Origin of the sequence: Vibrio sp. FE10 (assembly GCF_030297155.1) — a bacterium.
In the GTDB taxonomy this organism is placed as follows: domain Bacteria; phylum Pseudomonadota; class Gammaproteobacteria; order Enterobacterales; family Vibrionaceae; genus Vibrio; species Vibrio apostichopi.
The window spans coordinates 691,883-716,190 of the sequence record NZ_AP028068.1 but is presented as its reverse complement, the minus strand read 5'-3'; the positions used below and the strand labels follow the sequence as shown (position 1 = coordinate 716,190).

Below are 24,308 nucleotides of genomic sequence, written 5' to 3'. Positions count from 1 at the left end.
CATTATCTCGGCTTGTGGGCCAAATTTAATTAAGGACAAAAAACACACAACACTTCTTCATGTAATAAGAAGTCACGTAATAAAACCAGTAATACAAAACCAATAGGTACAAGGAGAAAGTTCATGGTGGATACATACAACCCGCTTGGCACGGATGGATTCGAGTTTGTTGAATACACGGCCGTTGACCACAAGGGAATTGAGCAACTTAAAGCGCTGTTTGTGTCACTTGGTTTTGCTGAGATCGCCAAGCACCGCTCAAAAGAGGCTTGGCTGTATCGACAAGGTGACATCAACTTTATCGTCAATGAACAGCCACACAGCCAAGCGGAAGCGTTCGCTAAGGTGCATGGGCCATCGGTGTGCGGCATGGCTTTTCGTGTCAACGAAGCAACCGCTGCAATGGAACAAGCGTTTAAGGGCGGTGGTGAAGAGTACAAAACAGAAATAGGGCCGATGGAGCTGAGCATTCCTGCCATTTATGGCATCGGTGAAAGCCTGCTCTATTTTGTGGATCGTTATGGCAAGCAGAGCATCTACGACGTCGACTTCCGATTCTATGATGATGCTGAACAACGCATGGCCGAAGCTAATGTTGGTTTGTATGAAATCGACCACCTCACGCACAACGTTAAGCAAGGCAATATGGATGTATGGTCTGGGTTCTATGAGCGTCTTGGCAACTTCCGTGAGATTCGTTACTTCGACATCGAAGGTAAGCTGACAGGCCTTGTGAGCCGCGCCATGACCTCACCGTGTGGCAAAATCCGCATCCCTATCAATGAATCTTCCGACGATAAATCACAAATCGAAGAGTTTATTCGCGAATATAACGGTGAAGGTATCCAACACATCGCACTCGCCACCGATGACATCTACAAAACCGTGAAAACTCTGCGTGATCGCGGTATGGACTTTATGCCAACCCCTGATACCTACTACGAGAAAGTTGACGATCGTGTGAAAGGACACGGTGAAGACACCGATCTGCTGCGCGACTTACGTGTGCTGATTGATGGCGCGCCGACCAAAGACGGCATCTTGCTGCAAATTTTCACGCAGACAGTAATCGGGCCTGTGTTCTTTGAAATCATTCAGCGTAAAGGCAACGAAGGCTTTGGCGAAGGCAACTTCAAGGCGCTGTTTGAATCGATTGAAGAGGACCAGATTCGTCGAGGAGTATTAGACGATGCATAAATGGATCTCGTTTCCTCATCGGGAGGGGGTGTGTTCTAAACAAGCGCATGCCGACTTCCCCGAAGAGGCAATTTATGAGCGGGAAGCAGGCCGGAGTGGTTTCTTCGGCCCTGCCGCTCATTTTCATCACCAACATGCCCCAACAGGTTGGTCGGAGTGGGAGGGCGATTTACGTCCTCGTGCTTTTGATTTTACGCTGGTGGAAAAAGCCAGCCAGATAACTCCTTGGGCTGTGCCTCATCTTTTGCACAATGCGGACTGCAAAATCCGTGTGTGGCGCATGGACGAGAAGATGGATTTCTTGGTACGTAACTCCGATGGTGATGAGCTGCTGTTCATTCACCAAGGCAGCGCCGATCTCTATTGTGACTATGGTCATCTAGCCGTGAGTGAAGGGGATTACGTGATGATCCCGCGCTCGACCAACTGGCGCTTAGAGCCAAGTGAACCGATGTTCATCTTGATGATAGAGAACACTGACGCGGCTTACACCCTACCAGAGAAAGGTATGGTCGGTAATCACGCGGTGTTTGATCCGGCGGTACTCGACATCCCTTCAATCAACGATCAATTCCGCGCTCAGTATTCAGAAAACCAGACTCAGGTTCAGGTGAAACGCCACGACAAAGTTAGCGTGATCACTTATCCGTTCAATCCTTTGGATGCAATTGGCTGGCATGGCGACTTAGCGGTGGTGAAAGTGAATTGGCGAGATATCAGACCGCTGATGTCGCATCGCTACCACTTGCCACCCTCTGCGCATACAACGTTTGTGGGTGATGGCTTTGTGGTGTGTACCTTTGTACCGCGTCCGATTGAGAGCGATCCTGGTGCGCTGAAAGTGCCGTTCTATCACAACAATGATGATTATGATGAAGTGCTTTTTTATCACGCTGGAGACTTTTTCAGTCGCGACAATATTGAAGCGGGCATGGTGACTTTCCATCCGGCTGGGTTTGCGCATGGGCCTCATCCTAAGGCTTTCAAAGCGGGTCAGGCGCACAAGAAGAAGTTCACCGATGAAGTCGCGGTGATGATCGATACTCGCCATGCGCTGCAGTTCTCTGAGGAACTCGATAGCGTTGAGAACAAAGAATATGTCTACAGTTGGCAAGAGAAGTAAGGGACAGCAAAGATGAAATTAGCAACCAAGAAAAATGGTACTCGTGATGGGCTGTTGATGGTCGTGAGTAAAGATCTCAAACAGTGTGTGGCTGCCACTGAAATCTTCCATGCGATGCATCTGGCGCCAACCATGCAGGTGGCTTTGGATAACTGGGATAGCGTGGCTTCTCAGTTAGAAGAGTTATACACCTCGTTAAACAACGGGCATGTGACTGGCAGTGAAGTCTTTGCACCTCAGTATTGTGAATCACCTCTGCCACGCGCTTATCAATGGGCGGATGGCAGCGCGTATGTAAACCACGTTGAACTGGTGCGTAAGGCGCGTGGTGCTGAAATGCCAGAGAGCTTCTGGGTCGATCCCTTAATGTATCAAGGCGGCTCAGATGCGTTTATCGGCCCGCGTGACAACATCGAATTTGCCAGCGACGAATGGGGCATTGATTTCGAGGGCGAAGTCGCGGTTGTGACCGGAGATGTGCCAATGGGTGCCAGCGCTAAGCAAGCGCATGATTCGATTCGTCTGCTGATGTTGGTGAACGATGTGTCGCTGCGTGGCTTGATTCCGGCAGAGCTCGCCAAGGGTTTTGGCTTCTTCCAGTCTAAACCCTCTTCAGCGTTCTCTCCTGTCGCCGTCACACCTGATGAACTTGGCGAACAGTGGAAAGGCAGTAAGGTACATTTACCACTAATATCGACCTACAACGACACGCCTTTTGGTTGTCCGAATGCGGGCGTCGATATGACTTTCAACTTTGCCGAGTTAGTTGTGCATGCCGCGAAAACTCGCCCATTGTCAGCAGGCGCTATCATAGGTTCAGGCACGGTATCGAATAAACAAGGCACTGACCACGGCACCTCAATCGCCGAGGGCGGCGTAGGCTATTCATGCATTGCTGAAGTACGCATGATAGAGACGATTCGCGATGGTAAGCCTTCGACTCAATTCATGTCGTTTGGTGACTCGATCAAGCTTGAGATGTTCGATGCGGCAGGTGATTCTATTTTTGGCGAGATAGACCAAAAAGTGAGCCAGTATCGGGCGCTATAGTCCACGTAATAGGATTTCTGTATGAGCGAGAGCATCGTGAACAAGAACATTATACTTTACGGTTACTGGCGCTCGTCCGCAGCCTATCGAGTGCGTATCGGATTGAACCTAAAACAGCTCAACTATGAGTCTAAATCGGTGCATTTGGTGCGTAATGGCGGCGAGCAACATGATCCACAATATAGCGATCTCAATGCCAGTGAATTAGTGCCGGTGCTGGTGGATGGTGACGCTCAACTCAATCAGTCGCTGGCGATTTTGCAATATTTGGACGAAAGCTATTTGTGTGAGAGCAGTCCAGACACCTTGTTGATTCCAGAGCAAACGCCATTGCGCTATCAAGCGTTGGCGATGGCTCAGGATATTGCGATGGAAATTCACCCTCTCAATAACCTGCGCGTGTTGCAGTATTTGGAGAGAGAATTGTCGTGCGAACAAGAGGCGAAAATGGACTGGCTCCATCATTGGATGAGCCAAGGTTTCCATGCTTTAGAAGAGAATCTGTCGAAGCACAGAAAAGCACATGGCAACTCGGTGTATAGCCTCACTGACTCCCCTTGTATCGTAGATATTTGCTTAGTGCCGCAAGTCTACAACGCGCTGCGCTTTGATCTTGATATGTCGCCTTATCCGCTAATTAACTCGATTGTCGAAGCGTGTAACCAGTTGCCCGCTTTTATTGATGCGATGCCAGAGAACCAAGCGGATGCGAATGCACCGATGTGAACGGAAACAAAGATTTATTTTGCTAAATTGAGGATGTTTTTTGAAAAGAGGGGAGAAATCTGGACTGAGTATCCAGATATTTAACCTGTTCTAATAAGAGTTCGAACGCATGCTTTTGTCTTTACTCATAAGCTTAGTATCTTAATACTATCTGGATAAAAAGAAGCCTCCAATGTTGGAGGCTTCTTGGTTTCTACATTTTAACAACTAGCGGGAGTGACAAAGGTGATATCAGATATTGCCACTCAGGTTATTTGTACCTTCTGCCTTAGATTGTTCAATCTCAGACTCTGTTTGCCACTTGCCATTGTAAAGGTATTCACGCTCTGGAAGTGGGGTGTTTGCAGCCCTAAAATCAAACACCTCATCGGTTTGATATTCTCTACTACAAACCGGGATACTAAAGAGCCTTGATTCTGGCTTTGCTTCAAACAGCTTTTTATGGTCATCGACCTCTGTACAATTCAGTTTGTAGACCTTTGACATTTGCGCGACCAAGGATTCTAAATCCGCTTCAGTTTTAAAGAAAACATAACAATCAAATCGGTCTTGTGAGCGAAAGATAGTCTTATGAGCAGTATCTCGATATCTGCATATGTCATGCTTAAAATAAAACTGGATCACTTTTCTTTTCTTGTGGTAGTCAGCAAACAGTAAATCTTCTCGTTCACCCACTTTAATTTCGGTTCTCTCATCGGGCTGACGTTTTAACATACCAAATGAGAGTAAAATAAGGGCGCCAGCTCCCGCTAATGCCATTGGGCCAACCACCGCTACCATCGTCACACACACCACTGCGCCTATCCAGCCAACAGCTTGCGTGGCGGTATTTACCCACTTAGGCATATTACGACGCTTTTTCATCACAAAGCCCTTGTCAGAAAAAATGTAGTCATAGCGATAATCTCGTCCATACATGTAGTAGCTTAACGAGTACACAAAAAATGTGACAAGTACCGATATGGCATCATTAACCCACCCTCCAGACCAAAAGCCAAGGAAGTAGAAAAATACAATTATCGGCAACATTGCCACAATCGAAATGAACAAATAAAGGTAACGACTTGGTTCTTCAATATCGTACTTACGCCACGTTGTTAAATTATCCCCTGTGAGAATTTCTTGCTCTTGCGCCTCTTGATAAACCGCCAACTCTTCTGGGGTGATATAAAATGGTGAATATGCCAAGGGTTACTCCTGAAAACCTAATGTGCCAACAACGGGGGTGAGTGTTTTTTTAATGATGTCTTGTTTGATATTGTCTGAAATCACGCCATAAGTTGCACTCTGTTTTATGCCGTTTTGGAACCAATACTCACGCTTAGCGGGGGCACCATCTTCAACATCATACGATACTTTCATGGCAAGGTATTGATCGGCTCCTTTAATCGGTAACGTTACCTTATACACTAGCAATTCTTTGCTAGCTTGGCTCTGAGTTTGTAACGTGGCTAAATCAGCGTTTTGATGCCACGAGCCGGACGTCAACTCATCTTCTGTTGCCTTGGTATTGGTACTCACGGTAATACCATTCGTTGCAGCATGGCGTGGCAGTTGAATATGCACGTCCAAACCAATTAATTCACGATGAGTGTAACCCGGATAGGCTTGGACTTTTTCAATAGGCTGATGGTATACCGTAGGCTGCTGAATAATAGATTGTAAGTCAAACAGCGCTTGACGTACTAAGGCTGAATTATGCTTCTCTCGTTCAGGCAAGCTTGCAGATTGGCTCCACTGAGTTCGAGCAGGGTGATAACCCCAAGGCAGTTTATCTAACCACTTTTGGTAATCATCTTGTTTTACTTTACTCAAGACGTGATTAGCAACTAAAGTAATAATCGTTACTACAACTAAAGCAGCCATAACTGGAGCTCCAAATGTTATGTTAGGTGAGAGCCACCCTGTTAATGCGCCACCAAATTGCCACGCGGCGATAGCACTTGTTACGCCCAAACTAGCTGTACTCAACCTTTGAAACACTAACTCTCGACCATACAACTCATCTTCTCGTTGCCAAGAACGGTACGCCTCAATACCCGAAGCCAGCGCCCCCAAAGCTCCTGTGATCGCGAGCCATTTATTGAAGACCTTTAAGTCATCAAGGATCAGGTTTTCAAAGCCTTTTGTATTTCGATCTACTAACTTTTTAAGAGTTTTCAGCGAGTGCTCTCTGAGTTCGTCACTCCCCTTAACCTTATCCCATAATTTTCCCGTCCGAATACCCGTCCACGCACTGGCGGTGTAAAACAGCTTTTGTTGTATGTCTAAGAATTCATCAGAATTCATCAAGCCTGTATCGGCAATACTGCTCATGGCATCGGTCAAGGCAATGCTGTTAAACAGAAGAGCTAAAAACCCCAATCCACCTGCGTTTTCGAACAGTTCGTGTAAATCACCTGCGACCTCGCTGATTACCTTTGTCCTAAATTCTACCGTTGCCTTCGCTAGGTCGTCCGGGAGTATAATGCGTTGTGGATACTCTAAAGTCGCCACTGCTAATCGTTTTTTAAGCCGCTTCTGGCTCTTTAATGCATTTTTATACTTAGCCGTCGCCTTTCGCTGATTTTGATTCTCCTGTGCAATGATGTTTTTGTTTTTCTTTAGCTCAGCAAGATTATCTTCAATGCGCGTTTTCCAATCCTTAAATCCTTGAGCATAATTGTCATTAATACTCACTGGCATAGTTTGTGCCATACGCTCGGCTATCGTCGCTCGCCATACGAAACCATTTCGTGACAATGGCTTAGCCAGCGTTGGCATCAATAGAATGGAAGCTTGAGAGGTAAAACTCACACCCAGCTCTAACGTCCCCTTTAAAGCAGCGCTGATGGAGGCTTTGAATAGGATATCGAGCTCTTTAAAGCCTTTTGCCAAGTCTTTCAAAATGTCGGTTTCGGAGGTATTCGGGTTTGTGACAAAGTCCATGACCTTCGCATACATCCCCGTTTTATTGCTTACCGAAGAGACATGCTCTAACCATTTATCTTCATCGCTTGGCGATGTTGATAGGGGCTCGGGAATTGATTTTTTCAACTCATTATAGACACTTCGACTGAAGCCAGAGGTATAGAGTGGTAACAAGCTGGTCGGCTTTTCCCACTGGCTTTCTGCCCAAACACGGTCTTCTTCTCCAATCACAAGGCTAAATGCTTCTACCGCCGCTAGATGAAGCTGATAGAGGCTATATTGCGTTTCTTCGCTGTAAAGGTCGAAGACTCGTTCGAGATGATGAGGAGTGAGCGTTTCTAATACCGAAATAAAGTCACGCTTTACGGAAGTCACTTGAGCAAGTATGGTTTCTTTTTGCTCTGATAGCGCCTGCATTTCACTCAACATTTGTTTCCAATTGAGCTGCTTGCGCCAGCGGTCGCTGGCAATCCACTGTTCGTAGTAGCCAAAACGACTGGCGGATATACCGTATTTCTCTTGGATAGACTGAGCAACAGCAGACTGTGTATTTTGACTGGACTCAATAGCGCCCGCAGAAAATTGGGCAGGATAGCCTGACTGAATCGCCCCTTTGTTTTTTTCAGCTAAATTAAGGTGGGTCGATGAATCATAATATTCTGCCATGTCACCATAGAAGGCTAGCTCTTGGTGATTGCGTTTTACTCTCCATGGCATGTCTATTTCATCACTCGCCCCAAACATGGATAACTGCATGGCGGTTTGCATTAAATGCCATTGATTCGAGAACTGGTCAACGAAAAGGCGGTAGGGGCTGGCGGCTCCTACAAAATGCAGTGATATATCTTGAATGTCTGCAGCGTAATCTTTTATGGCTACAAAATAGGCGGCTTCCTCTTCAGGAAGCGTTGCCGTTAAATCACTTTCAGAGGCAACGGGTTTGAATGGGGAGGCTGCTTCATCGGCTTGTGTACTCACTCCTGAATCAGCAAAGCGACCATCATCGACAGCAGAGGCTTCGATGTCTGCCACTTCAGAGAGATGAGCGATAGGCGCAATGTGATGCTGTTGCGAGTTCGCTGTTAGTACCACGGTTTGCATGCGGTCAATATGACTGCCTGGATTGTTCACTACAGCCAGAAACATTTTCCATGTCCACCGGTGCTCTGAAAAGCAGAGGGATAGAAGGCTTCCTTCAGTGTAAGTAAGGAATGTACTTGGGGACTCTGGTACTCCCCTCGCCTCGGATTCTGGGCTTTCTGCTGCCCCGAGTTTATGAAGCGTGAATTGTGTCCCTTTCACTTCATATTCATCAAGGACCTTCCTAACCGAATCATAAACGTAAAGCCAACCATCGCGCACCTGACGGAGTGTATAGCCAATAGTGTTGAGCTTTGCTGGCCCTTTGCCTTGCCATTTAGTTGGTAAACCAAATGGTGAAGCGTCTTCACTATCGAGCTGGTCAATGGCGTAGCGGACGGGAATGATATGGGCAGACCCTACTTCTTTGGGCTCATTCCTCTGCGTCATATCAATCGTTCTTGGCTCAGATTTTGAGGGCGGGTCTATTTTCTTGGTTTCTCCTTCCCAGAACATACTGCGCTCAGGAGGTGAGCCTGCAATATCATTTGAGGGCGCTGTTGAAGTTTCAGTCAATGAAGATAAGGAACCATCGCTTTCATACGCAGCAACGGCTTCTTCGAGCGTGTAAGGATGGTCATTCCACAGCATGGATGTTTTGGGAGGAAGAGGGGTGCTCATAAGCTCACGAAATCGATAAGGTTAATATTACCTGCTTTAAAGCAAGTTTTAGACCAACGTCTAGCCCTTATAAAGCGCTGTTACGGTTGTTTCATAAACGAAAAATTGTACGATTATCCAATAACTTGTACTGAGTTTCTAACTTTTGGGTTTAGTGGGGAATAGAAAATTGCTACTGACTTTCTGTCATGGTGATGGGTAACTTGCAGTAAACGCAAATATTAGAAAGAACAGCAAAGGGCTGAATGCTTTTGAACTTGCACCTTTAACAGGCCCTTTATCTAATAGTTCTGTTCTAACTATTAAAACGAAATCACGCGCTTTATTTCATCTAATACATCAGCATTGGCGATCGCGCCGATGTTCTCGACGGGTTTGCCATTCACCACCTGCTTCACTGCCAACTCCACCAGTTTTCCTGAGCGTGTTTTTGGCACATCGCTGATCGCAAATATCTGGCTTGGCACATGCCTTGGTGAACAAGAGGATTTGAGTTTGCTTTTTATGGCTGTCAGTAGCCCTTCATCTAGATCCACACCTTGCTGTAGTTGAACGAACAACCAGATCTGCTCATTGCGGTCGACATCTTTACCCACAGCGATGGAGTCTATGATGCCCTCAATGGTGTTCACTTGTTGGTAGATCTCGGCGGTACCAATACGCACACCTCCAGGGTTGAGTGTGGTGTCGCCTCGCCCGTAGAACAGATAGCCGCCATGCGCGCTCTGTGCGACTTCATCACCGTGATGCCACACATTATCGAACCTATCCCAATAAGTGCTGTGATAGCGCTCTCCGGTGTCATTCCAGAAGCCAACAGGGAAGTTGGGTAGGGAGTTGGTACACACCAGTTCGCCACGTTCGTAATTGACCTTGTGGCCCGACGAATTGAATACCTTGATGTCAACTCCAAGCCCTGCCTGTTGGCACTCACCGCGATACACCGGCGAGATTGGGTTACCCAAAACGAAGCAGCCACAAATATCCGTTCCGCCGGAAATAGATGCTAAATGCAGATCTTGTTTGATGTGTTTGTAAACGTAATCAAACTGTTCAGGGTAAAGCACCGACCCCGTCGAGCACAGTGTTCTTAAGTGAGGGAGAGAGTGGCTGTCGATAGGTGAGAGTTCTGCCTTCTCAATCGCTTCTAGATACTTGGCTGAGGTGCCAAACAGAGACACATCGGCGCGCTGTGCTAAGTCCCAAAGTACATCGGGTTGTGGGTAAACTGGGCTGCCATCGAAGATAACTAAACAAGCCCCACTGGCGAGCGCAGAGACGTGCCAGTTCCACATCATCCAACCACAAGTGGTGTAGTAGAACACGCGATCTTTCGGTTTGATATCGCAGTGAAGTTGCTGCTCTTTTAGGTGGTTGATGGTGGTGCCACCGACAGAGTGAACAATGCACTTTGGCTTGCCTGTGGTGCCGGAAGAGTAGAGTACAAACAGTGGTTCATTGAAGCCGACACGCACAAATCGTATAGGTTGTGGCTGATAATGATTGATGACGCTGTGCCAGCTTTTGGGCGATACATCATGTTCAGCTTTGTTTTTCTTTAAATCGTTCTTCTCTAAATCACTCTTCTCTAAATCACGAGTCGGTTTCAAATAACCGATCTCACACACCTGTTTTAATTCGGTTAAGTTTTCGATGATTTCACGGTTCTTGCCCATCATATCGAACGTTTTGCCATTGAAGGTGTAGCCATCACAGGTGAATAGCACCTTAGGTTTCACTTGGCCAAATCGCTCAATCACACTCTCTACGCCAAAGTCGGGAGAGGTCGATGTCCAAATCGCGCCTAAGCTGGTGGTCGCCAGCATCGCTATCACGGTTTGCGGTAGATAAGGTGTATAAGCAGCAACCACATCACCTTGTTGAACACCGCTATCGACAAGCCATTGCTGAACGCTAGAGACCGCTTCACACAGGCTTTTCCATGTATAACTCTTTTGTTCACCACGCTCATTCTCAAACCAAATTGCACGCTCGTCAGGCATTGTTTGCGCTAAACGCAGTAAGTTCTCGGCGTAGTTAACTTGAGCATTCGGAAACCACGCCGCATCGCGATTCGATTTAGGCTGCTGCCAGCGGCTCTCACCTTGAACTTTGATGCGCTCGCCTTGTGCTTTATTCATACGGTCTTGCGAGCCGACCATTCCACAAAACTGCCATACGTTCCGCCAAAACGATTCTGGATGTTCCACAGACCATTGATGGAGATCCGTGTAGTTTTGTAATTCCCACCCGAGTACGCCCTGCTGATCAAGGCGATCCATGAATTGGGTTAAGTTGGCGTCTGCGACGCGCTGCTCGCTGGGCTGCCAAGCTGGCTTATTGTTTTCGTGCATTCCTTTACCTTTAACAAAAAGTTAACGTTTTCAGTCTGGTATTTAGGTTTTACAAAGTCAAAAGATCAGCAAAATAAGGGATTGTCGGAAGTGTGTAAATAAAATGTTACACGATCGCTTGTTTCGAAAAATCGTGCAAATTGGCGGATATAAGTAGTGGAGATAGGCTTAAAGGGAGACATTCGAAAGGAGGTGTGTAATGACTCAATATCATTCTAAGCCCGTGAGCCAAGAGGGATGGGTTGAGTGGAGCCTCGAAGAAGACGCCATTTGGCACGACTTAGTGAAAAGGCAACTGGACGTCATTAATGACCGTGCATGCGATGCCTATTTACACGGTTTGACCCTGCTGGATCTGCCATTAGACAGAGTTCCCCAGCTTCCAGAGATAAACAAAGTGCTAAAGGAAACAACAGGTTGGCAGGTTCAGCCTGTGCCTGCGTTGATCGATTTCGACCGTTTCTTTGATTTGCTCGCCAATAAGAAATTCCCAGTCGCGACATTTCTGAGAACGCGAGACGAGTTCGATTACTTACAAGAACCTGATTTCTTTCATGAAATTTTTGGCCATTGTGCCATGCTGACTAATGCCGATTTTGCGAAATTCACTGAGCATTACGGAAAATTAGGCCAAGCAGCGACAGCCAAACAACGCGCGTATCTTGCCCGTTTGTATTGGTTTACGGTTGAGTTCGGTTTAGTAAAAGAGGGTCATAGGCTGAAAATATATGGCGGCGGCATTCTTTCGTCTCCCGCTGAAACCATGTATGCGTTGGGAGGGGATTTGGCCGTTCGTGAGCGGTTCGATCTGCAAACCGTGCTAAGAACGCCTTATCGTATCGATATTATACAACCGAAATATTATGTGATTGATGAGCTGTCTGAGCTCTTCAAAATCAGTCAGGAAAACCTATTGCAGCAAGCTGATCTCGCGATAGGCGAGGGGTTACTACCACCACTTTTTGAACCTAAGGAACCAACACATGTTGAATGAACAAAAATGCGAAGCCTGCAGTATCGACGCGATTGCCCTGAGTAAAGATGAGCAACAATCTTTATTGTTGGAGTTGTCTGATTGGCAGATCATCGAAAGAGACGGCATCCCGCAGCTTGAGAAGGTGTTCAAGTTTAAGAATTACAAACAAGCATGGGCATTCAGCAACAAAGTGTCAGAGTTGGCAGAAGAAGAATTCCATCACCCTTCGATTTTATTGGAGTGGGGCAAAGTCACCGTCACCTGGTGGAGCCATTCAATCAAAGGCCTACACAAGAATGATTTCATCTGCGCCTCACGCTGCGATGTGTTCGCGGAGAGTGAATAGTTTTTCATGGCTGGAGAGGTACTTCTCCAGCCTCAGGATTCGAATACCTCATTATTCGGCTCATTAGGTGAGTCGAATACTCGATACTTTCTCATCAAGGGCAAAACTTCTCTCAAACTAGCTTGATGTGCATCAGCGACTTGCTGGTTTCTCGCCCTACAACCCCCACTATTGCTCATAGTATTGGTTTTATGAGGCTGCTCTATGATATATTTCTCGGCCAAGCGTATTACAGACGAAGGCTAATAATGTCTATCAACCTTTCACTCCTTCCACCCAGTGAGAAAAATAAAATCGAACTGGATAAGCAAGCATCGTTTCTTGTATGGAAACTGAAGCAAGCGAAATGTGGCCCTGAAGCCATTGTTGAAGAAGCAATGAAGCTAGGTGATCCAGAAGAAAAGGCTTGGTTTGATCAGTCTGTTGAAAAATACAAACGGGTAATGGGTGTCGCATAAACGCAGATAAACCTTACCCAGCAAAGCTGTTGAATTGAAATGACACAGTAATTTGCTAGAATTTGCACCGTTAATTGAATCAGAGAGAAGATCCCGATGGGAAGAAGTTTTGAAGTGCGCAAGGCCTCAATGGCGAAAACTGCAGGCGCAAAAATTAAAGTTTATTCTAAATACGGTAAAGAGATTTACGTACTGGCTAAGAACGGCAGCTCTGACCCAGACATGAACTTACCTCTTAAGCACCTGATTGCTAAAGCGAAGAAAGACCAAGTACCCGCTCACGTTATCGACAAAGCGATCGATAAAGCGAACGGCGGCGGCGGTGAAGACTTCCAACCAGCTCGTTACGAAGGTTTTGGCCCAGGTGGCACAAGCGTAATCGTTGACTGTCTAACTGACAACGGCAACCGTACTTTCCAAGACGTTCGCCAATGTTTCGTTAAAACTGGCGCGAAAATCGGTGTTGAAGGTACTGTTTCTCACATGTTCGCTCACCAAGCTGTATTCCAGTTTGCAGGCGAAGATGACGAGATCATCCTAGAAACGCTAATGATGGAAGACGTAGACGTGACTGACGTTGAGCTAGAAGACGGTGTTATCACTGTATTCGCTCCAACGACTGAGTTCTTCAAAACGAAGACTGCACTACACACTGCGTTCCCTGAGTTAACTCTAGACGTTGAGGAAATCACTTTCGTTCCTCAAACAACTACGCCAGTAGCTGAAGAAGATTCTGAGAAGTTCCAGAAATTCTTAGACATGCTTGACGACTGTGATGATGTTCAGCAGGTTTATCACAACGCTGAGCTGTAATCTTTACAGTAACAACAGTTATTAAAAAACCGAGCCTAGTGCTCGGTTTTTTTATGTCGGTAACAATGATTAAATACCTTGATCATTGTTCCAGTGATTTTATTAATAACCTTTGAATTCATGCTCTTAATCTTCGCATAAGTTAACTTTAGTTATCGTTTTTGATCTCGGGCGACATAGCCACTCCGCGACTTTTCTAACTTGTGGTAATAGGGTTAGGCTCAGTGTGAGTGCACACGGCCAAGCAATTAAAAAGCTGTTTAACCAAATTGGTGGCCATGCTTGGCTGAAACCCATCTTATACCCCGATATGATCCCCGACATCATGATAGCCATGACCAGTGAAGACAGTATCGCTGTAACCCAATGAAGTTTGTTGTTCATCCGTTCTCCTTAGTGATTTTATTATTGGAATGCATTAAGGTTACTCTTATCCATAAATGAGAAAAATAGGCACATATAGAAGTATGAATTCCATATTTGGAAACATTGATGATCTATTCCTGTTTTGCACTGTGGTTGAAGAGGGCTCTTTGTTGTCGGCATCGAAGCGACTTCAATTGCCTGTGTCGACCATGTCGCGTCGGTTAACCGCCTTGGAAGAGCGCTTGAGCATCCGCCTTTTAGAAAAGAAAGGACGAGAGCTGGTGGCCACCAAAGACGGTGAGGCGGCCTTTGCAGCGCTGAGCAGTGGTATGGAATCTTTGCATCAAGGGTTTAGTAGCCTGCTTGAAGAGCGCGATGCGATTCAAGGCAAGATAAAGCTCGCGGTGCCTCATAACTTCTATAGTGGTTTTCTTCGGCCAACGGTTGAGCAATACCTCACTCAGTATCCGAACGTGCAGCTCAATCTCATTCTGAGTCAGCAGCAAGTGGTGCCTGAAACCGATCGTGACTTGTTGATCACGTTTCAAATTTCCGACATGGACGGCATGATTGCTCGACCACTGTTTAAGGCCAAGCATGGCTTTTTTGCGAGCCAAGAATATTTAGATTCTCGTGAAGAGATTAAAAATCCGGACGATCTCGAGCATCAAGAGTGGATTAATGTCGATGATGTGTTTGATATACCGCTCTACAAATCCGATCGCTTAGAGCAGATGGTGACGATTAAACCTAAGTTCATCGTTAATGATATTTATGCCGTTGCGGCCGCAGCGCAAAAGGGGTTGGGTATCGCCTCACTGCCTTTTCGCCATGTTTCTCCGGAAATGAATCTGATTCAAGTGCTCCCTGAGTATCATCGGGGTGATCGCCAAGCGTATTTAGTGTACAAAGAAAGAAAATATCAGCCGAAGGCTTTGACTTTGCTTATCGACACGTTGATTGAGAGCGTTCAGTCATTCCATCACGATGAGCTGAGTTAAATAAAAAGGAGTAAGAAATGAAAGTAAGTTTTATCGGGCTAGGCGTAATGGGTTTCCCAATGGCAGGCCACCTAGTCAAAGCCGGTTTTGAAGTGACGGTATTTAACCGCACTCACAGCAAAGCATTAGACTGGGCTGATAAACACCAAGGTAAAGCTGCTGAGAGCGTGGCTGAATGTGTAGCCGAAGCTGACGTAGTATTAATTTGTGTCGGCAACGACGACGACGTACGCAGCATGACAACCAGCGAAACAGGCGCACTGGCCGCAATGAAGCCAAACGCGATTCTTGTCGACCACACCACAACGTCTGCGGTTCTGTCTGAAGAGCTTGAAGTGGCAGCGAAGCAAGCGGGTGTTCGCTTTATGGATGCACCAGTGTCTGGTGGCCAAGCAGGCGCAGAAAACGGCGTGTTAACCATCATGTGTGGTGGTGAACAAGCGCTTTTCAACGACCTTCAACCTGTGTTCGAAGCTTACGGTAAGTCGTCAGTTCTAATGGGTAAAGTAGGCCAAGGCCAACGCGCGAAAATGGTTAACCAGATCTGTATCGCAGGTGTATTGAACGGCTTATCTGAAGGCTTGGTATTGGCTGAAAAATCAGGTTTGGATATCCCAACTCTGGTAGATTGCCTTAAAAACGGCGCTGCTGGCTCATGGCAGATGGAAAACCGCGCAACCACAATGGCGCAAGACAAGTTCGATTTCGGTTTCGCTATTGATTGGATGATCAAAGATTTAGGCTTCTGCCTAGATGAAGCAGAGCGCCAAGGCATCCAGCTTCCGTTGACTGAAAAGACCAACAACGCATACAAGGCATTGTCTGCTGAAGGACAAGGCCGCATGGATACCTCGGTATTGATGAAAGCTGTCGTTGAAGAAACTAAGAAGTAATCTCAGCGACGAAGTAGTAAAAGCTTCGCTTAGATAATTAAAAATAGCCGCTGATTAGCGGCTATTTTTGTTTGGTTTGTATAGAAGTACAGGCGAAGCATGGGTTTTTAAATTCATAATTGGCCAGTGGTTTACACTCATCCTAATCAAATGTCATCGTTCCATCGTTTTCACCTATTGAATCTATCGTTATTTCCCATTAAACAAATGTAAACATTGAAGTTATATTCTTGGTGGGCAGAAAAGAGCTTTTGAATATCCATTAACCACTCGACTGGTTTAATGGTTAGCACGCATTGGAGAGCAACCATGCAGATGTCAAAAAGCTTTTTATTAATTACAGTTGGCTTAGCCAGCACATCTCTACAGGCTCAAACCCTGACCAGAGACAACGGTGCACCAGTAGGTGATAACCAAAACTCCATAACAGCAGGTGAGAATGGCAGTGTATTACTGCAAGACGTCCATCTGATCCAAAAATTGCAGCGTTTTGCCAGAGAACGTATTCCTGAGCGTGTTGTTCATGCTCGTGGTACGGGCGCACATGGTGAATTCGTCGCTTCTGGTAATTTTAGTGATTTAACGGTTTCCGACCCTTTTACTAATAAAGGTAAGGTGACTCCAGTTTTCGTTCGTTTTTCGACCGTTATTCACTCTAAAGGATCACCAGAAACACTTCGCGACCCGCGTGGTTTCGCCACCAAATTTTATACTGAACAGGGTAACTGGGATCTGGTAGGGAATAATCTGCCTGTGTTCTTTATTCGTGATTCGATTAAGTTTCCGGATATGGTGCACTCTCTAAAACCGTCTCCAGTCACCAATGTTCAGGATCCAAACAGATTCTTCGACTTCTTTAGTAGTGAGCCGGGTTCGACCAACATGTTGACTTGGGTGTACAGCAATTTAGGTACGCCTGCGAGCTATCGCACCATGGATGGCTTCGGGGTTCATGCCTATAAGTGGATCAATAAGCAAGGTGACGTGAACTATGTGAAGTTCCAATGGAAGAGCCAGCAAGGCATTAAAAGCCTTCGCCCTGATCAAGTCACTGAGATGCAAGGTAAAGATTTTAACCACCTTACTAACGACCTTTATGCTGAAATTGGCCGACGTAACTACCCTAAGTGGGATCTTTACGTGAAGGTCTTGTCTCCGGAGGCGTTGAGCAAGCTTGACTACAACGGGCTGGATGCAACCAAAGTATGGCTGAATGTGAAAGACCAAAAAGTCGGCACTATGACGTTGAACCGTCTACCTGAAAACTTTTTTCTAGACACTGAACAGTCGGCATTTTCGCCTTCGAATCTAATTCCTGGTATCGAGCCGTCTGAAGACCGTTTGCTACAAGGCCGTTTGTTTGCGTACGCCGATACACAGCTTTACCGCTTGGGAGCAAACTTATTCCAACTACCCGTTAACCGACCGTTAGCGCCAGTGAGCACCCATAACCAAAATGGGTTGAGCAACAATGCATCGCTAACTAATGGTGCAGTGAACTATGAACCAAGCCGAAAACTAGAGTTAGCAGAAGATGCTCAATTTAAAGCCGTAGAAACCAAGCTTGTTGGCACGGTTCAACAAAAAGCGATCAGTAATCCACGAAATTTCTATCAAGCGGGTGTGCAGTACCGCAGCATGAATGAACAAGACAAAAATGATTTGATTGCTAACCTCGCTGGTGACTTGAATAAGGTGACGGACAAAGACATCAAAACGACGATGGTGAGCTACTTCTATCGTGCAGACAAACAATATGGAACGCGTTTGGCTAAAGCCACTGGCACCAGTATGTCACGAGTGGAAAAACTCTCACAAGCGAACAATTAAGCAACAATGTAAGACGTAAAGTTTTGGCCTGCAGGAGATTTATCTGCTCTTTTCTGCCCGAAAATCAGGGCTCCTGTAGGCCATTCTCTAATCAAGTTAGTTAGGGGGAATAAATGAAAATCGTATTTTTACTCAGCTCCGTTTTTTTCTCTTTGATCTTCTCGCTCAGCTTATTGGCTGCTGACGACAAACTGGAAGAGGAATACCAATCTCTGGTTGGGTTGTTCTTTGATGCCGCTCGTATTGGTAACAATGAAGTGGTCGATGCATTTGTTTCTCAAGGCTTCCCCGTTGATCAACGCAATAACCAAAGTTACACCGCACTCATGGTGGCCGCTTATCAAGGAAACAGAGAAACCGTGGGGCTTTTACTCGATTCGGGTGCCAATGCATGCCTGCAAGACAAACGTGGAAACACCGCTTTGATGGGAGCATTGATTAAACGCGAAATCAGTATTGCGAAAGATTTGTACCAAGCGGAGTGCTCCCCAGAATTGCGTAATAAAGCAGGACTTAATTTGAAAGAATTTGCCGAGATCTATGGTCAATCCAATGTGCTGAAATCCCTTCAGTAATAAACAAAGTGTGCGAATAACAATAAAAAGGACGTAACGAAATGAATAAAACAACATGGCTTGCTGCACTTGCTCTTATCTCTTCTCCTGTTTTTGCTGAAGTAGTGAATGTTGAAATGATCGATCTTGAGACTGGTGAGTCAACCGGAACTGTAATGATAAGCTCAAGTGATTACGGGGCTGTTTTTACGCCGGAATTGAAAGGTTTACCTGCTGGTACACATGGCTTCCATGTACACGCCAATGGTTCATGCGACAGCCTCACCAAAGATGGCAAAATCATACTCGGTGGAGCCGCTGGCGGACATTATGATCCAGAGAAAACGGGCACGCATGGTTTCCCTTGGACTGATGATAATCATCTTGGTGATTTACCGTCGCTTTACGTTAATGCTCATGGCGTAGCCGACCAACCAGTTATGGCGCCAAGAGTGACATTAGATGACGTGAAAGGCAGAGCGTTGATGCTCCATGCTGGCGGTGACAACCATTCTGACCATCCGACTAAACTTGGCGGCGGTGGTGCTCGCATTGTATGTGGCGTGATTAAATAGTCTCCCTTTCTAAAAGTCGTTCAAAGCGCTCCAACTATATTGGAGCGTTTTTTATAGGTAGGGATGGGGCTTGTTCATTGACGCGGAATAGGTATCAATGGATCCGGCTTCAGTTTGGATGAAGCAGAAGAGACTAAAAAGTCACCTAATCTTGATTTACTTGTTTCATTGTAAGAATGAGGAACTCACTAACTCACTAACTCACTAACTCACTAACTTACGTACGCATACTAATCCTTCATGATGAGCTTTTTGTTAGTAAAAATATCCATATCAATGGTTATTTTATCGCCACTCTTTATTTGGTTGATAGATTTGTCATATTGTTACAATTGCTTACATTTTGATGGTTAGAGGCAATTTAATGCGATATCAATCTTCACCAAGTCCCCACACTGAACAAACACAACAATCACCCCAAGAGAGAGCTAATCAACAGCGTTTGGCTCGAAAGGAAGAGCTTACAGTTACTAAAGCCGATAATCAGCGTTGGGCAGAAAATCGAGAAAGAGTCATTGCTGAACGCAACAACGAAAATACCGACATAACATTAACTCAATTAAAAGAAGACAAGAAAAAGCGTGGATTCAGTTCCTTGTTGTGCGCGAAACCGACCTTTTCTAAACTTCCAACCAAAACCATTGCTTATTGTTGGGTAAATACTAAAGCCGAAAGTGGCGAAGACAATATTATTCCGAGTGTTGAAAAGGAACATGGTCTGTTAAATGTGATTAGTAATGCAAAAATCACCCCGAAGGTAAAACACATCATTTATGTTGATAGACGCACTGAAGGGCGAACATGTTACGACTCACGCGTCGAGATTCCTGAGAATGTTAAGTTCGTTTCCGTTGATGAGTTGCTAACTAAGAAAAATATGTCAACGCCAGAAATTGCTCAGAAGATGACTGAGTTGTATGAGGCGAGTATCAATCACGGTAGTCCAGCTTTTGCAAAGAACATGGTCTCTTTATTGGCTTTAAATAAAGGGGATTACTTCTTCGACATAGGTGTTGGAATAAAGCCCGATGGCAACTTAGCTAAGCACCTCAATGGCGAGAGCAAATATCAGGGAGGCTCAGTAGGAAACGGCAGTTATTTGATGGGGGGACACGAGAAAGAAAGTATTGAGATGATTGTCGAGTTCCTTTATGGGTTGTATACCTGTGAAAGGGCACCGACGGTACATCCCAAGAAAGCAGTGGAGATCTTAAACAACCTTGATGAATCGTTAGTGGGAACAGATGTTGTGAACGAGGTTGTAAGCAACGCGAAACTGAACGAGAAAATTACACCTGCTGAATTCGTTACGTATTCTCGAATGATGGAGAAAAAGTTTGCTGAGCGCGGCGTTAAGACCACGATGAGTGAATATGCTCGTCATACTGACGCCGTCTTTGGGAATACCATTGCAACAATTACTAATGGTACGAAAACGAAATTTGTGGACGAAAAAGACTTCGTTAACAATCATAAGATGAGCCATCTTCATAAAGTCAAAGTGGAAGAACATCATGTTCCAGTTTGATAAAGAGAACAAAATAGAGTTATAAAAAGCTAACGAATATCTCAGATTAATTGAAAAAGAAAAGGGACTCATTGGAGTCTCTTTTTGAATGGTGAATATGTTCCTCTCGTGCTGCAGCCTATTGTATTTTAAACCGTAATAACAGCTTCAGGTTGGGATGGGAGAAAGTTCGCTACTTTGCTTTTCGTTTTCCACTCACACCCTCTCCAAACAATTCACTCCTTGTAATTACCATTCGTCGCATTGATAAAACTGCATGACAAATTCTAGTTAACCTTTCAACGTCAACATTTGAAAGGGATTAGAAATCATGACTACTTCACACTCATTTAATTCAAGCTCTACCACTTCTCTGCTTAAGCGTTCATTACTGATTGCGCTTGTTTCGTTTGCACCGTCGTTAGCTTTAGCTAACCCAAGTTCAGACGTTCTTGATATCTACAATCAAGCAGCGCAAGGCAATGAAGATTTGGTTGAGGTGGCTTACGAACGCCTGAACGACACGCTGCAACAAGATGGCGCGACGCCACTGACTTTGGTTTATCTAGGAAGCACAGAAACCCTGATGGGGCGTGATGCGTTCTTACCTTGGAACAAGATGAAGTATGTGGAGAAGGGTTTATCAACCATCGATAAATCACTGGTGCTGCTGAAAGACGAAGACCAACCGATTCATGAGCAACCTCGTGTTCAAGGGCTGCCAGATTCTTACCTAACTCGTGCTATGGCAGCGGTGACTTACACTTCTTTGCCAGACATGTTTAACCATTTCGATCGTGGTTATGACCTGTTCCTCTCGTTACTCGCGGAAGATGATTTCCAGCAACAGCATTTCGCTGCGACATCTTGGATTTACCGTTATGCGATTGAGGCATCGATTCGTGCTGAAGATCTTAAGCAAGCACAAGCGTGGCTAGAACAAATGGAAACGGCCGATGCTGGCAGTATCGAAACTATGACTGCGAAGGCCCTAATAGGGAAAGCCAAGTAATAGTTGCGAATGCTAAATAATGGACGCGAAAGCTAAATAGTAGCTGCGAACGCTTAAGAATGGATTGGTAATTGGAGGACAACGGAATGATTGAATTTAAAGGTATCGGCAAAGCGTATGTGACTGGCGGTCAACGTGTTGATGCATTAAACGGGGTTGATGGACACATCCAACGCGGTGAAATGGTGGCCTTGTGTGGGCCGTCTGGGTCTGGAAAAAGTACACTTTTGAATGTTCTTGGTTTGTTGGATATGGACTATCGAGGTGAGATCAACATTGATGGCCAACCGTATCCGACAGAGCAAATCGCCGCTGCGCGTTTTCGTCGTCAGTCGTTGGGTTTTGTATTTCAGCGCTTCAACTTGGTTCCTGTGATGACAGCGCTTGAGAATGTCGCTTACCCATTGATGTTGAACCAATGTTCGAAACAAGAACAGCAGGCCAGAGCGCAAGACATGTTAGAGCGTGTTGGGCTAGGAGATTACGTTCATCACCGACCAGACAACCTTTCAGGTGGTCAGCAACAACGTGTCGCGATTGCGAGAGCGTTAATCCATAACCCAAGCCTAGTGATTGCCGATGAGCCGACCGCGAGCCTAGACAGTCACACTGCCAACCTGGTAATCGACATTATGAAAGAGCTTGGCCACGAAATGGGTACGACTTTTATTGTGGCAACGCACGACCCAAGAATGGCGCAGCGTTGTGACCGAGTAATTGAACTTATCGACGGCCAACTGGCACCACAAGCCACAGCAAAGGAGGCGATCTCATGGGCAAGTTAACACAAAGGATGAGCACGTTTTTACTTCCTACTTCGGTGCGTTTGGCGTGGCTCAATTTACTAAGAAACGGTCGACGCAGCCTGCTTTCGGTGTTGATCATCGCCATTGCCGTATTTGCACTCACCAGTGCCGGTGGTTACGGACTTTACACTTATGAATCTTTGAGAGAATCGACCGCGCGCGATACTGGTCATCTCACCTTGAGCACGCCCGGCTATTTTGAACAAGATGAAGACATGCCGCTGAGTAATGGTCTGGATAACGTTCAAGCGCTCACCAAGAGCATCATTGGCGACAGTGATGTGCGTGGTGTGCAGCCGCGAGTCTACTTCAGCGGCTTGGTGTCTAACGGCAGTAAGTCGACCATTTTTATGGGAACGGGCGTGAATGAGCGTGAGTTCGACATGAAAGGGCCGTTCCTTGATGTGCGCAGTGGTCAGACTCTCTCAGATGTGAAATCACCAAGATACGACAGCCAAGAACCACAAGTGATGCTGGGAACCGACCTTGCTCGTAACCTTAAAGTTGCGGTTGGAGATTGGGTAACACTGCTCGCGACCACTAGTGATGGCGCTTTGAATGCCTTTGATTTTAAGGTGCAGGGCATCTACTCGACAGGCGTTCCTGAGTTGGACAAGCGTCAGTTGTACGTGCACATCACCACCGCACAAGATCTTTTAGCATCAGATAAAGTCAGCACCTTATCGGTATTTCTTTTTGAAACCAGCAAGACATCGACCTTGCAGCAACGTATTGAGGTGTTACTGAATAGACAAAGCGATCCACAAGCTCCCGAAATAGAGATTACCCCATGGCAAGATCGTGCTTTTTTCTACACCAAGGTTAAAGACCTTTACGACCGTATCTTCGGCATCATGGGCGCGGTGATGGCATTGGTGGTTTTCGTATCGCTGTTCAACACCATGACCATGTCGGTGACGGAACGCACTCGTGAAATCGGCACCTTATCGGCACTCGGCAGTTACCCTTCTGAAATTGTGGCGGGCTTTTTAAAAGAGGCGGGATTACTGGCGGTGATTGGCAGTGCGATAGGGGCGCTAGTGAGTGGCTTAGTGTCGGTGTTATTGCTAGTGGTTGATATACAAATGCCACCACCCCCGGGTCGAACCGAAGGTTACCCATTCAACATTTATTTCTCATTGGAATTGGTTGGTTACGCCACCCTCGGTGTGCTGACGATATGTTTGCTGGCTGCTTATTTCTCTGCTCGTAAAGGCGTGAATAAGCCAATCACGGAGGCGCTGGTTTATGTGTAAATTAACTCGTTCATTCAATACCTTGGCTTTCGCGTTGGGCTCTGTTTTAGCTTTGGCTCTAGTCTCGACACCAAGCTGGGCAGTCGATTCACAGCAAGTTACAGAGATGATTGCCAAGGCCGATAGCTACCGCTTGAACAGTGCACAAGCGTCCAAGGTGGTCTCTTTAGTCGCGCTATATCAAGACGAACAACTCGATAAAACCCGAGAATACAACGTCTATACAAGACCAAACCGAGAGTCGCTAGTGGTGTTCAAATCGGCTGTTGAAGCAGGTCAAAAGATGTTGATGATTGAAGATAATTATTGGCTACTGATGCCGAAGTCGCGCCGTCCAATTCGTATCACCCCGATGCAAAAACTGCTTGGTGAAGCTTCGGTTGGGGATATCTCAACGCTGACTTGGAGTGAAGATTATCAAGGCGAGTGGGTTGCAGAACAATCGGTTGAGATGCCTAGTGGTGAACAGCTTGATGCTCATCACTTAAAACTCACCGCAAAAACCAAGGGTGCGAGTTATCAATCGATTGACCTGTGGTTAACGGCAGACCGTGCATTTCCAGTTAAAGCGGATCTGTATCTGCGTTCAGGAAAGCTAGCCAAGCAAGCGTGGTTTACTGAAGGCGTGCGAGATGGCTTGCCAACAGTAGTATCGATGACCTTGCTCGATAAGATTCAACCGAGTAAGAAAACCGTGATTGAGTACAGTGAAGTGAGCGAACAAAGCTTGGCGGATAAATACTACAACCCTGCTTACCTGTCGCGTAACAGTGTGTCTGGGCTATAGGTGAGCT

22 protein-coding genes are annotated in these 24,308 nt (G+C 46.0%); 18 read left to right on the top strand and 4 right to left on the bottom strand.

The features are described from left to right. The first annotated feature begins 123 nt into the window (after nt 1-123). From hppD to maiA, 4 genes are read left to right on the top strand one after another with little or no spacing between them, the layout of a single operon-like run. A complete protein-coding gene (gene hppD, locus QUF19_RS20250) occupies nt 124-1,197 on the top strand; it encodes a 4-hydroxyphenylpyruvate dioxygenase (protein WP_017100488.1) in 1,074 nt (357 codons plus the stop codon). Then, a complete protein-coding gene (locus QUF19_RS20245) occupies nt 1,190-2,320 on the top strand; it encodes a homogentisate 1,2-dioxygenase (protein ID WP_286302736.1) in 1,131 nt (376 codons plus the stop codon). Before hppD ends, QUF19_RS20245 begins: the two co-directional genes overlap by 8 nt. Before the next feature lie 12 nt (nt 2,321-2,332). After that, nucleotides 2,333-3,370, top strand: coding sequence for a fumarylacetoacetate hydrolase family protein (locus QUF19_RS20240; protein WP_286302734.1), 1,038 nt, complete (start codon nt 2,333-2,335; stop codon nt 3,368-3,370). Between the two features lie 21 nt (nt 3,371-3,391). Further along, on the top strand, nt 3,392-4,096 hold the full coding sequence (gene maiA / locus QUF19_RS20235) for a maleylacetoacetate isomerase (protein ID WP_286302732.1): 705 nt from the start codon (nt 3,392-3,394) through the stop codon (nt 4,094-4,096). A gap of 231 nt (nt 4,097-4,327) precedes the next feature. On the opposite strand, the gene QUF19_RS20230 is transcribed toward maiA, so the two are convergent. The 3 genes from QUF19_RS20230 to QUF19_RS20220 form a co-directional block, all read right to left on the bottom strand. Then, nucleotides 4,328-5,284: an immunity protein TsiV2 protein gene (locus QUF19_RS20230; protein ID WP_286302729.1), complete on the bottom strand. Its 957-nt coding sequence runs from the start codon at nt 5,282-5,284 to the stop codon at nt 4,328-4,330. Between the two features lie 3 nt (nt 5,285-5,287). Further along, nucleotides 5,288-8,767, bottom strand: coding sequence for a T6SS effector BTH_I2691 family protein (locus tag QUF19_RS20225; protein WP_286302727.1), 3,480 nt, complete (start codon nt 8,765-8,767; stop codon nt 5,288-5,290). Nucleotides 8,768-9,069: 302 nt separating this feature from the next. Continuing rightward, nucleotides 9,070-11,121: an acetoacetate--CoA ligase gene (locus QUF19_RS20220; RefSeq protein WP_286302725.1), complete on the bottom strand. Its 2,052-nt coding sequence runs from the start codon at nt 11,119-11,121 to the stop codon at nt 9,070-9,072. A gap of 199 nt (nt 11,122-11,320) precedes the next feature. Here QUF19_RS20220 and phhA point away from each other — a divergent pair, with 199 nt between their 5' ends. From phhA to QUF19_RS20200, 4 genes are all read left to right on the top strand, one after another. Further along, nucleotides 11,321-12,115, top strand: coding sequence for a phenylalanine 4-monooxygenase (gene phhA / locus QUF19_RS20215; RefSeq protein ID WP_286302723.1), 795 nt, complete (start codon nt 11,321-11,323; stop codon nt 12,113-12,115). Further along, nucleotides 12,105-12,443 carry a 4a-hydroxytetrahydrobiopterin dehydratase gene (locus QUF19_RS20210; protein ID WP_286302721.1) on the top strand — a complete coding sequence of 113 codons (339 nt, stop codon included), beginning with the start codon at nt 12,105-12,107 and terminating at the stop codon, nt 12,441-12,443. The genes phhA and QUF19_RS20210 overlap by 11 nt, the downstream gene beginning before the upstream one ends. A gap of 248 nt (nt 12,444-12,691) precedes the next feature. Then, entirely contained in the window at nt 12,692-12,901 is a 210-nt protein-coding gene (locus tag QUF19_RS20205; protein ID WP_004732615.1) for a DUF3283 family protein, read from the top strand. A gap of 96 nt (nt 12,902-12,997) precedes the next feature. Then, nucleotides 12,998-13,714: a YebC/PmpR family DNA-binding transcriptional regulator gene (locus QUF19_RS20200; RefSeq protein ID WP_004732617.1), complete on the top strand. Its 717-nt coding sequence runs from the start codon at nt 12,998-13,000 to the stop codon at nt 13,712-13,714. Nucleotides 13,715-13,840: 126 nt separating this feature from the next. Here the strand turns inward: QUF19_RS20200 and QUF19_RS20195 are convergent, their stop codons facing one another. Further along, nucleotides 13,841-14,098 carry a DUF2798 domain-containing protein gene (locus tag QUF19_RS20195; protein WP_286302711.1) on the bottom strand — a complete coding sequence of 86 codons (258 nt, stop codon included), beginning with the start codon at nt 14,096-14,098 and terminating at the stop codon, nt 13,841-13,843. Between the two features lie 83 nt (nt 14,099-14,181). Here QUF19_RS20195 and QUF19_RS20190 point away from each other — a divergent pair, with 83 nt between their 5' ends. The 10 genes from QUF19_RS20190 (at nt 14,182) to QUF19_RS20145 (ending at nt 24,301) form a co-directional block, all read left to right on the top strand. Beyond that, the gene (locus QUF19_RS20190; RefSeq protein ID WP_286302710.1) at nt 14,182-15,081 is read left to right on the top strand and encodes a LysR family transcriptional regulator; all 900 of its coding nucleotides are present in this window, start codon (nt 14,182-14,184) and stop codon (nt 15,079-15,081) included. Nucleotides 15,082-15,098: 17 nt separating this feature from the next. Next, nucleotides 15,099-15,974: an NAD(P)-dependent oxidoreductase gene (locus QUF19_RS20185; protein WP_286302708.1), complete on the top strand. Its 876-nt coding sequence runs from the start codon at nt 15,099-15,101 to the stop codon at nt 15,972-15,974. 309 nt (nt 15,975-16,283) lie between these two features. Next, complete coding sequence (gene katE1, locus QUF19_RS20180; RefSeq protein ID WP_286302706.1) at nt 16,284-17,804, top strand: catalase KatE1; 1,521 nt, start codon at nt 16,284-16,286, stop codon at nt 17,802-17,804. Between the two features lie 113 nt (nt 17,805-17,917). Next, nucleotides 17,918-18,379 carry an ankyrin repeat domain-containing protein gene (locus tag QUF19_RS20175; protein ID WP_107898582.1) on the top strand — a complete coding sequence of 154 codons (462 nt, stop codon included), beginning with the start codon at nt 17,918-17,920 and terminating at the stop codon, nt 18,377-18,379. Between the two features lie 41 nt (nt 18,380-18,420). Further along, nucleotides 18,421-18,933, top strand: a complete 513-nt coding sequence (gene sodC / locus QUF19_RS20170; protein WP_286302699.1) for a superoxide dismutase [Cu-Zn] SodC — start codon at nt 18,421-18,423, stop codon at nt 18,931-18,933. A gap of 364 nt (nt 18,934-19,297) precedes the next feature. Then, a complete protein-coding gene (locus tag QUF19_RS20165) occupies nt 19,298-20,461 on the top strand; it encodes a hypothetical protein (RefSeq protein ID WP_286302698.1) in 1,164 nt (387 codons plus the stop codon). 310 nt (nt 20,462-20,771) lie between these two features. Then, a complete protein-coding gene (locus QUF19_RS20160) occupies nt 20,772-21,452 on the top strand; it encodes a hypothetical protein (RefSeq protein WP_286302696.1) in 681 nt (226 codons plus the stop codon). 86 nt (nt 21,453-21,538) lie between these two features. Then, complete coding sequence (locus tag QUF19_RS20155; protein ID WP_286302694.1) at nt 21,539-22,237, top strand: ABC transporter ATP-binding protein; 699 nt, start codon at nt 21,539-21,541, stop codon at nt 22,235-22,237. After that, nucleotides 22,225-23,514, top strand: coding sequence for an ABC transporter permease (locus QUF19_RS20150; RefSeq protein ID WP_286302692.1), 1,290 nt, complete (start codon nt 22,225-22,227; stop codon nt 23,512-23,514). The genes QUF19_RS20155 and QUF19_RS20150 overlap by 13 nt, the downstream gene beginning before the upstream one ends. Then, nucleotides 23,507-24,301, top strand: a complete 795-nt coding sequence (locus tag QUF19_RS20145; protein ID WP_286302690.1) for an outer membrane lipoprotein-sorting protein — start codon at nt 23,507-23,509, stop codon at nt 24,299-24,301. The genes QUF19_RS20150 and QUF19_RS20145 overlap by 8 nt, the downstream gene beginning before the upstream one ends. Nucleotides 24,302-24,308: the final 7 nt, after the last annotated feature.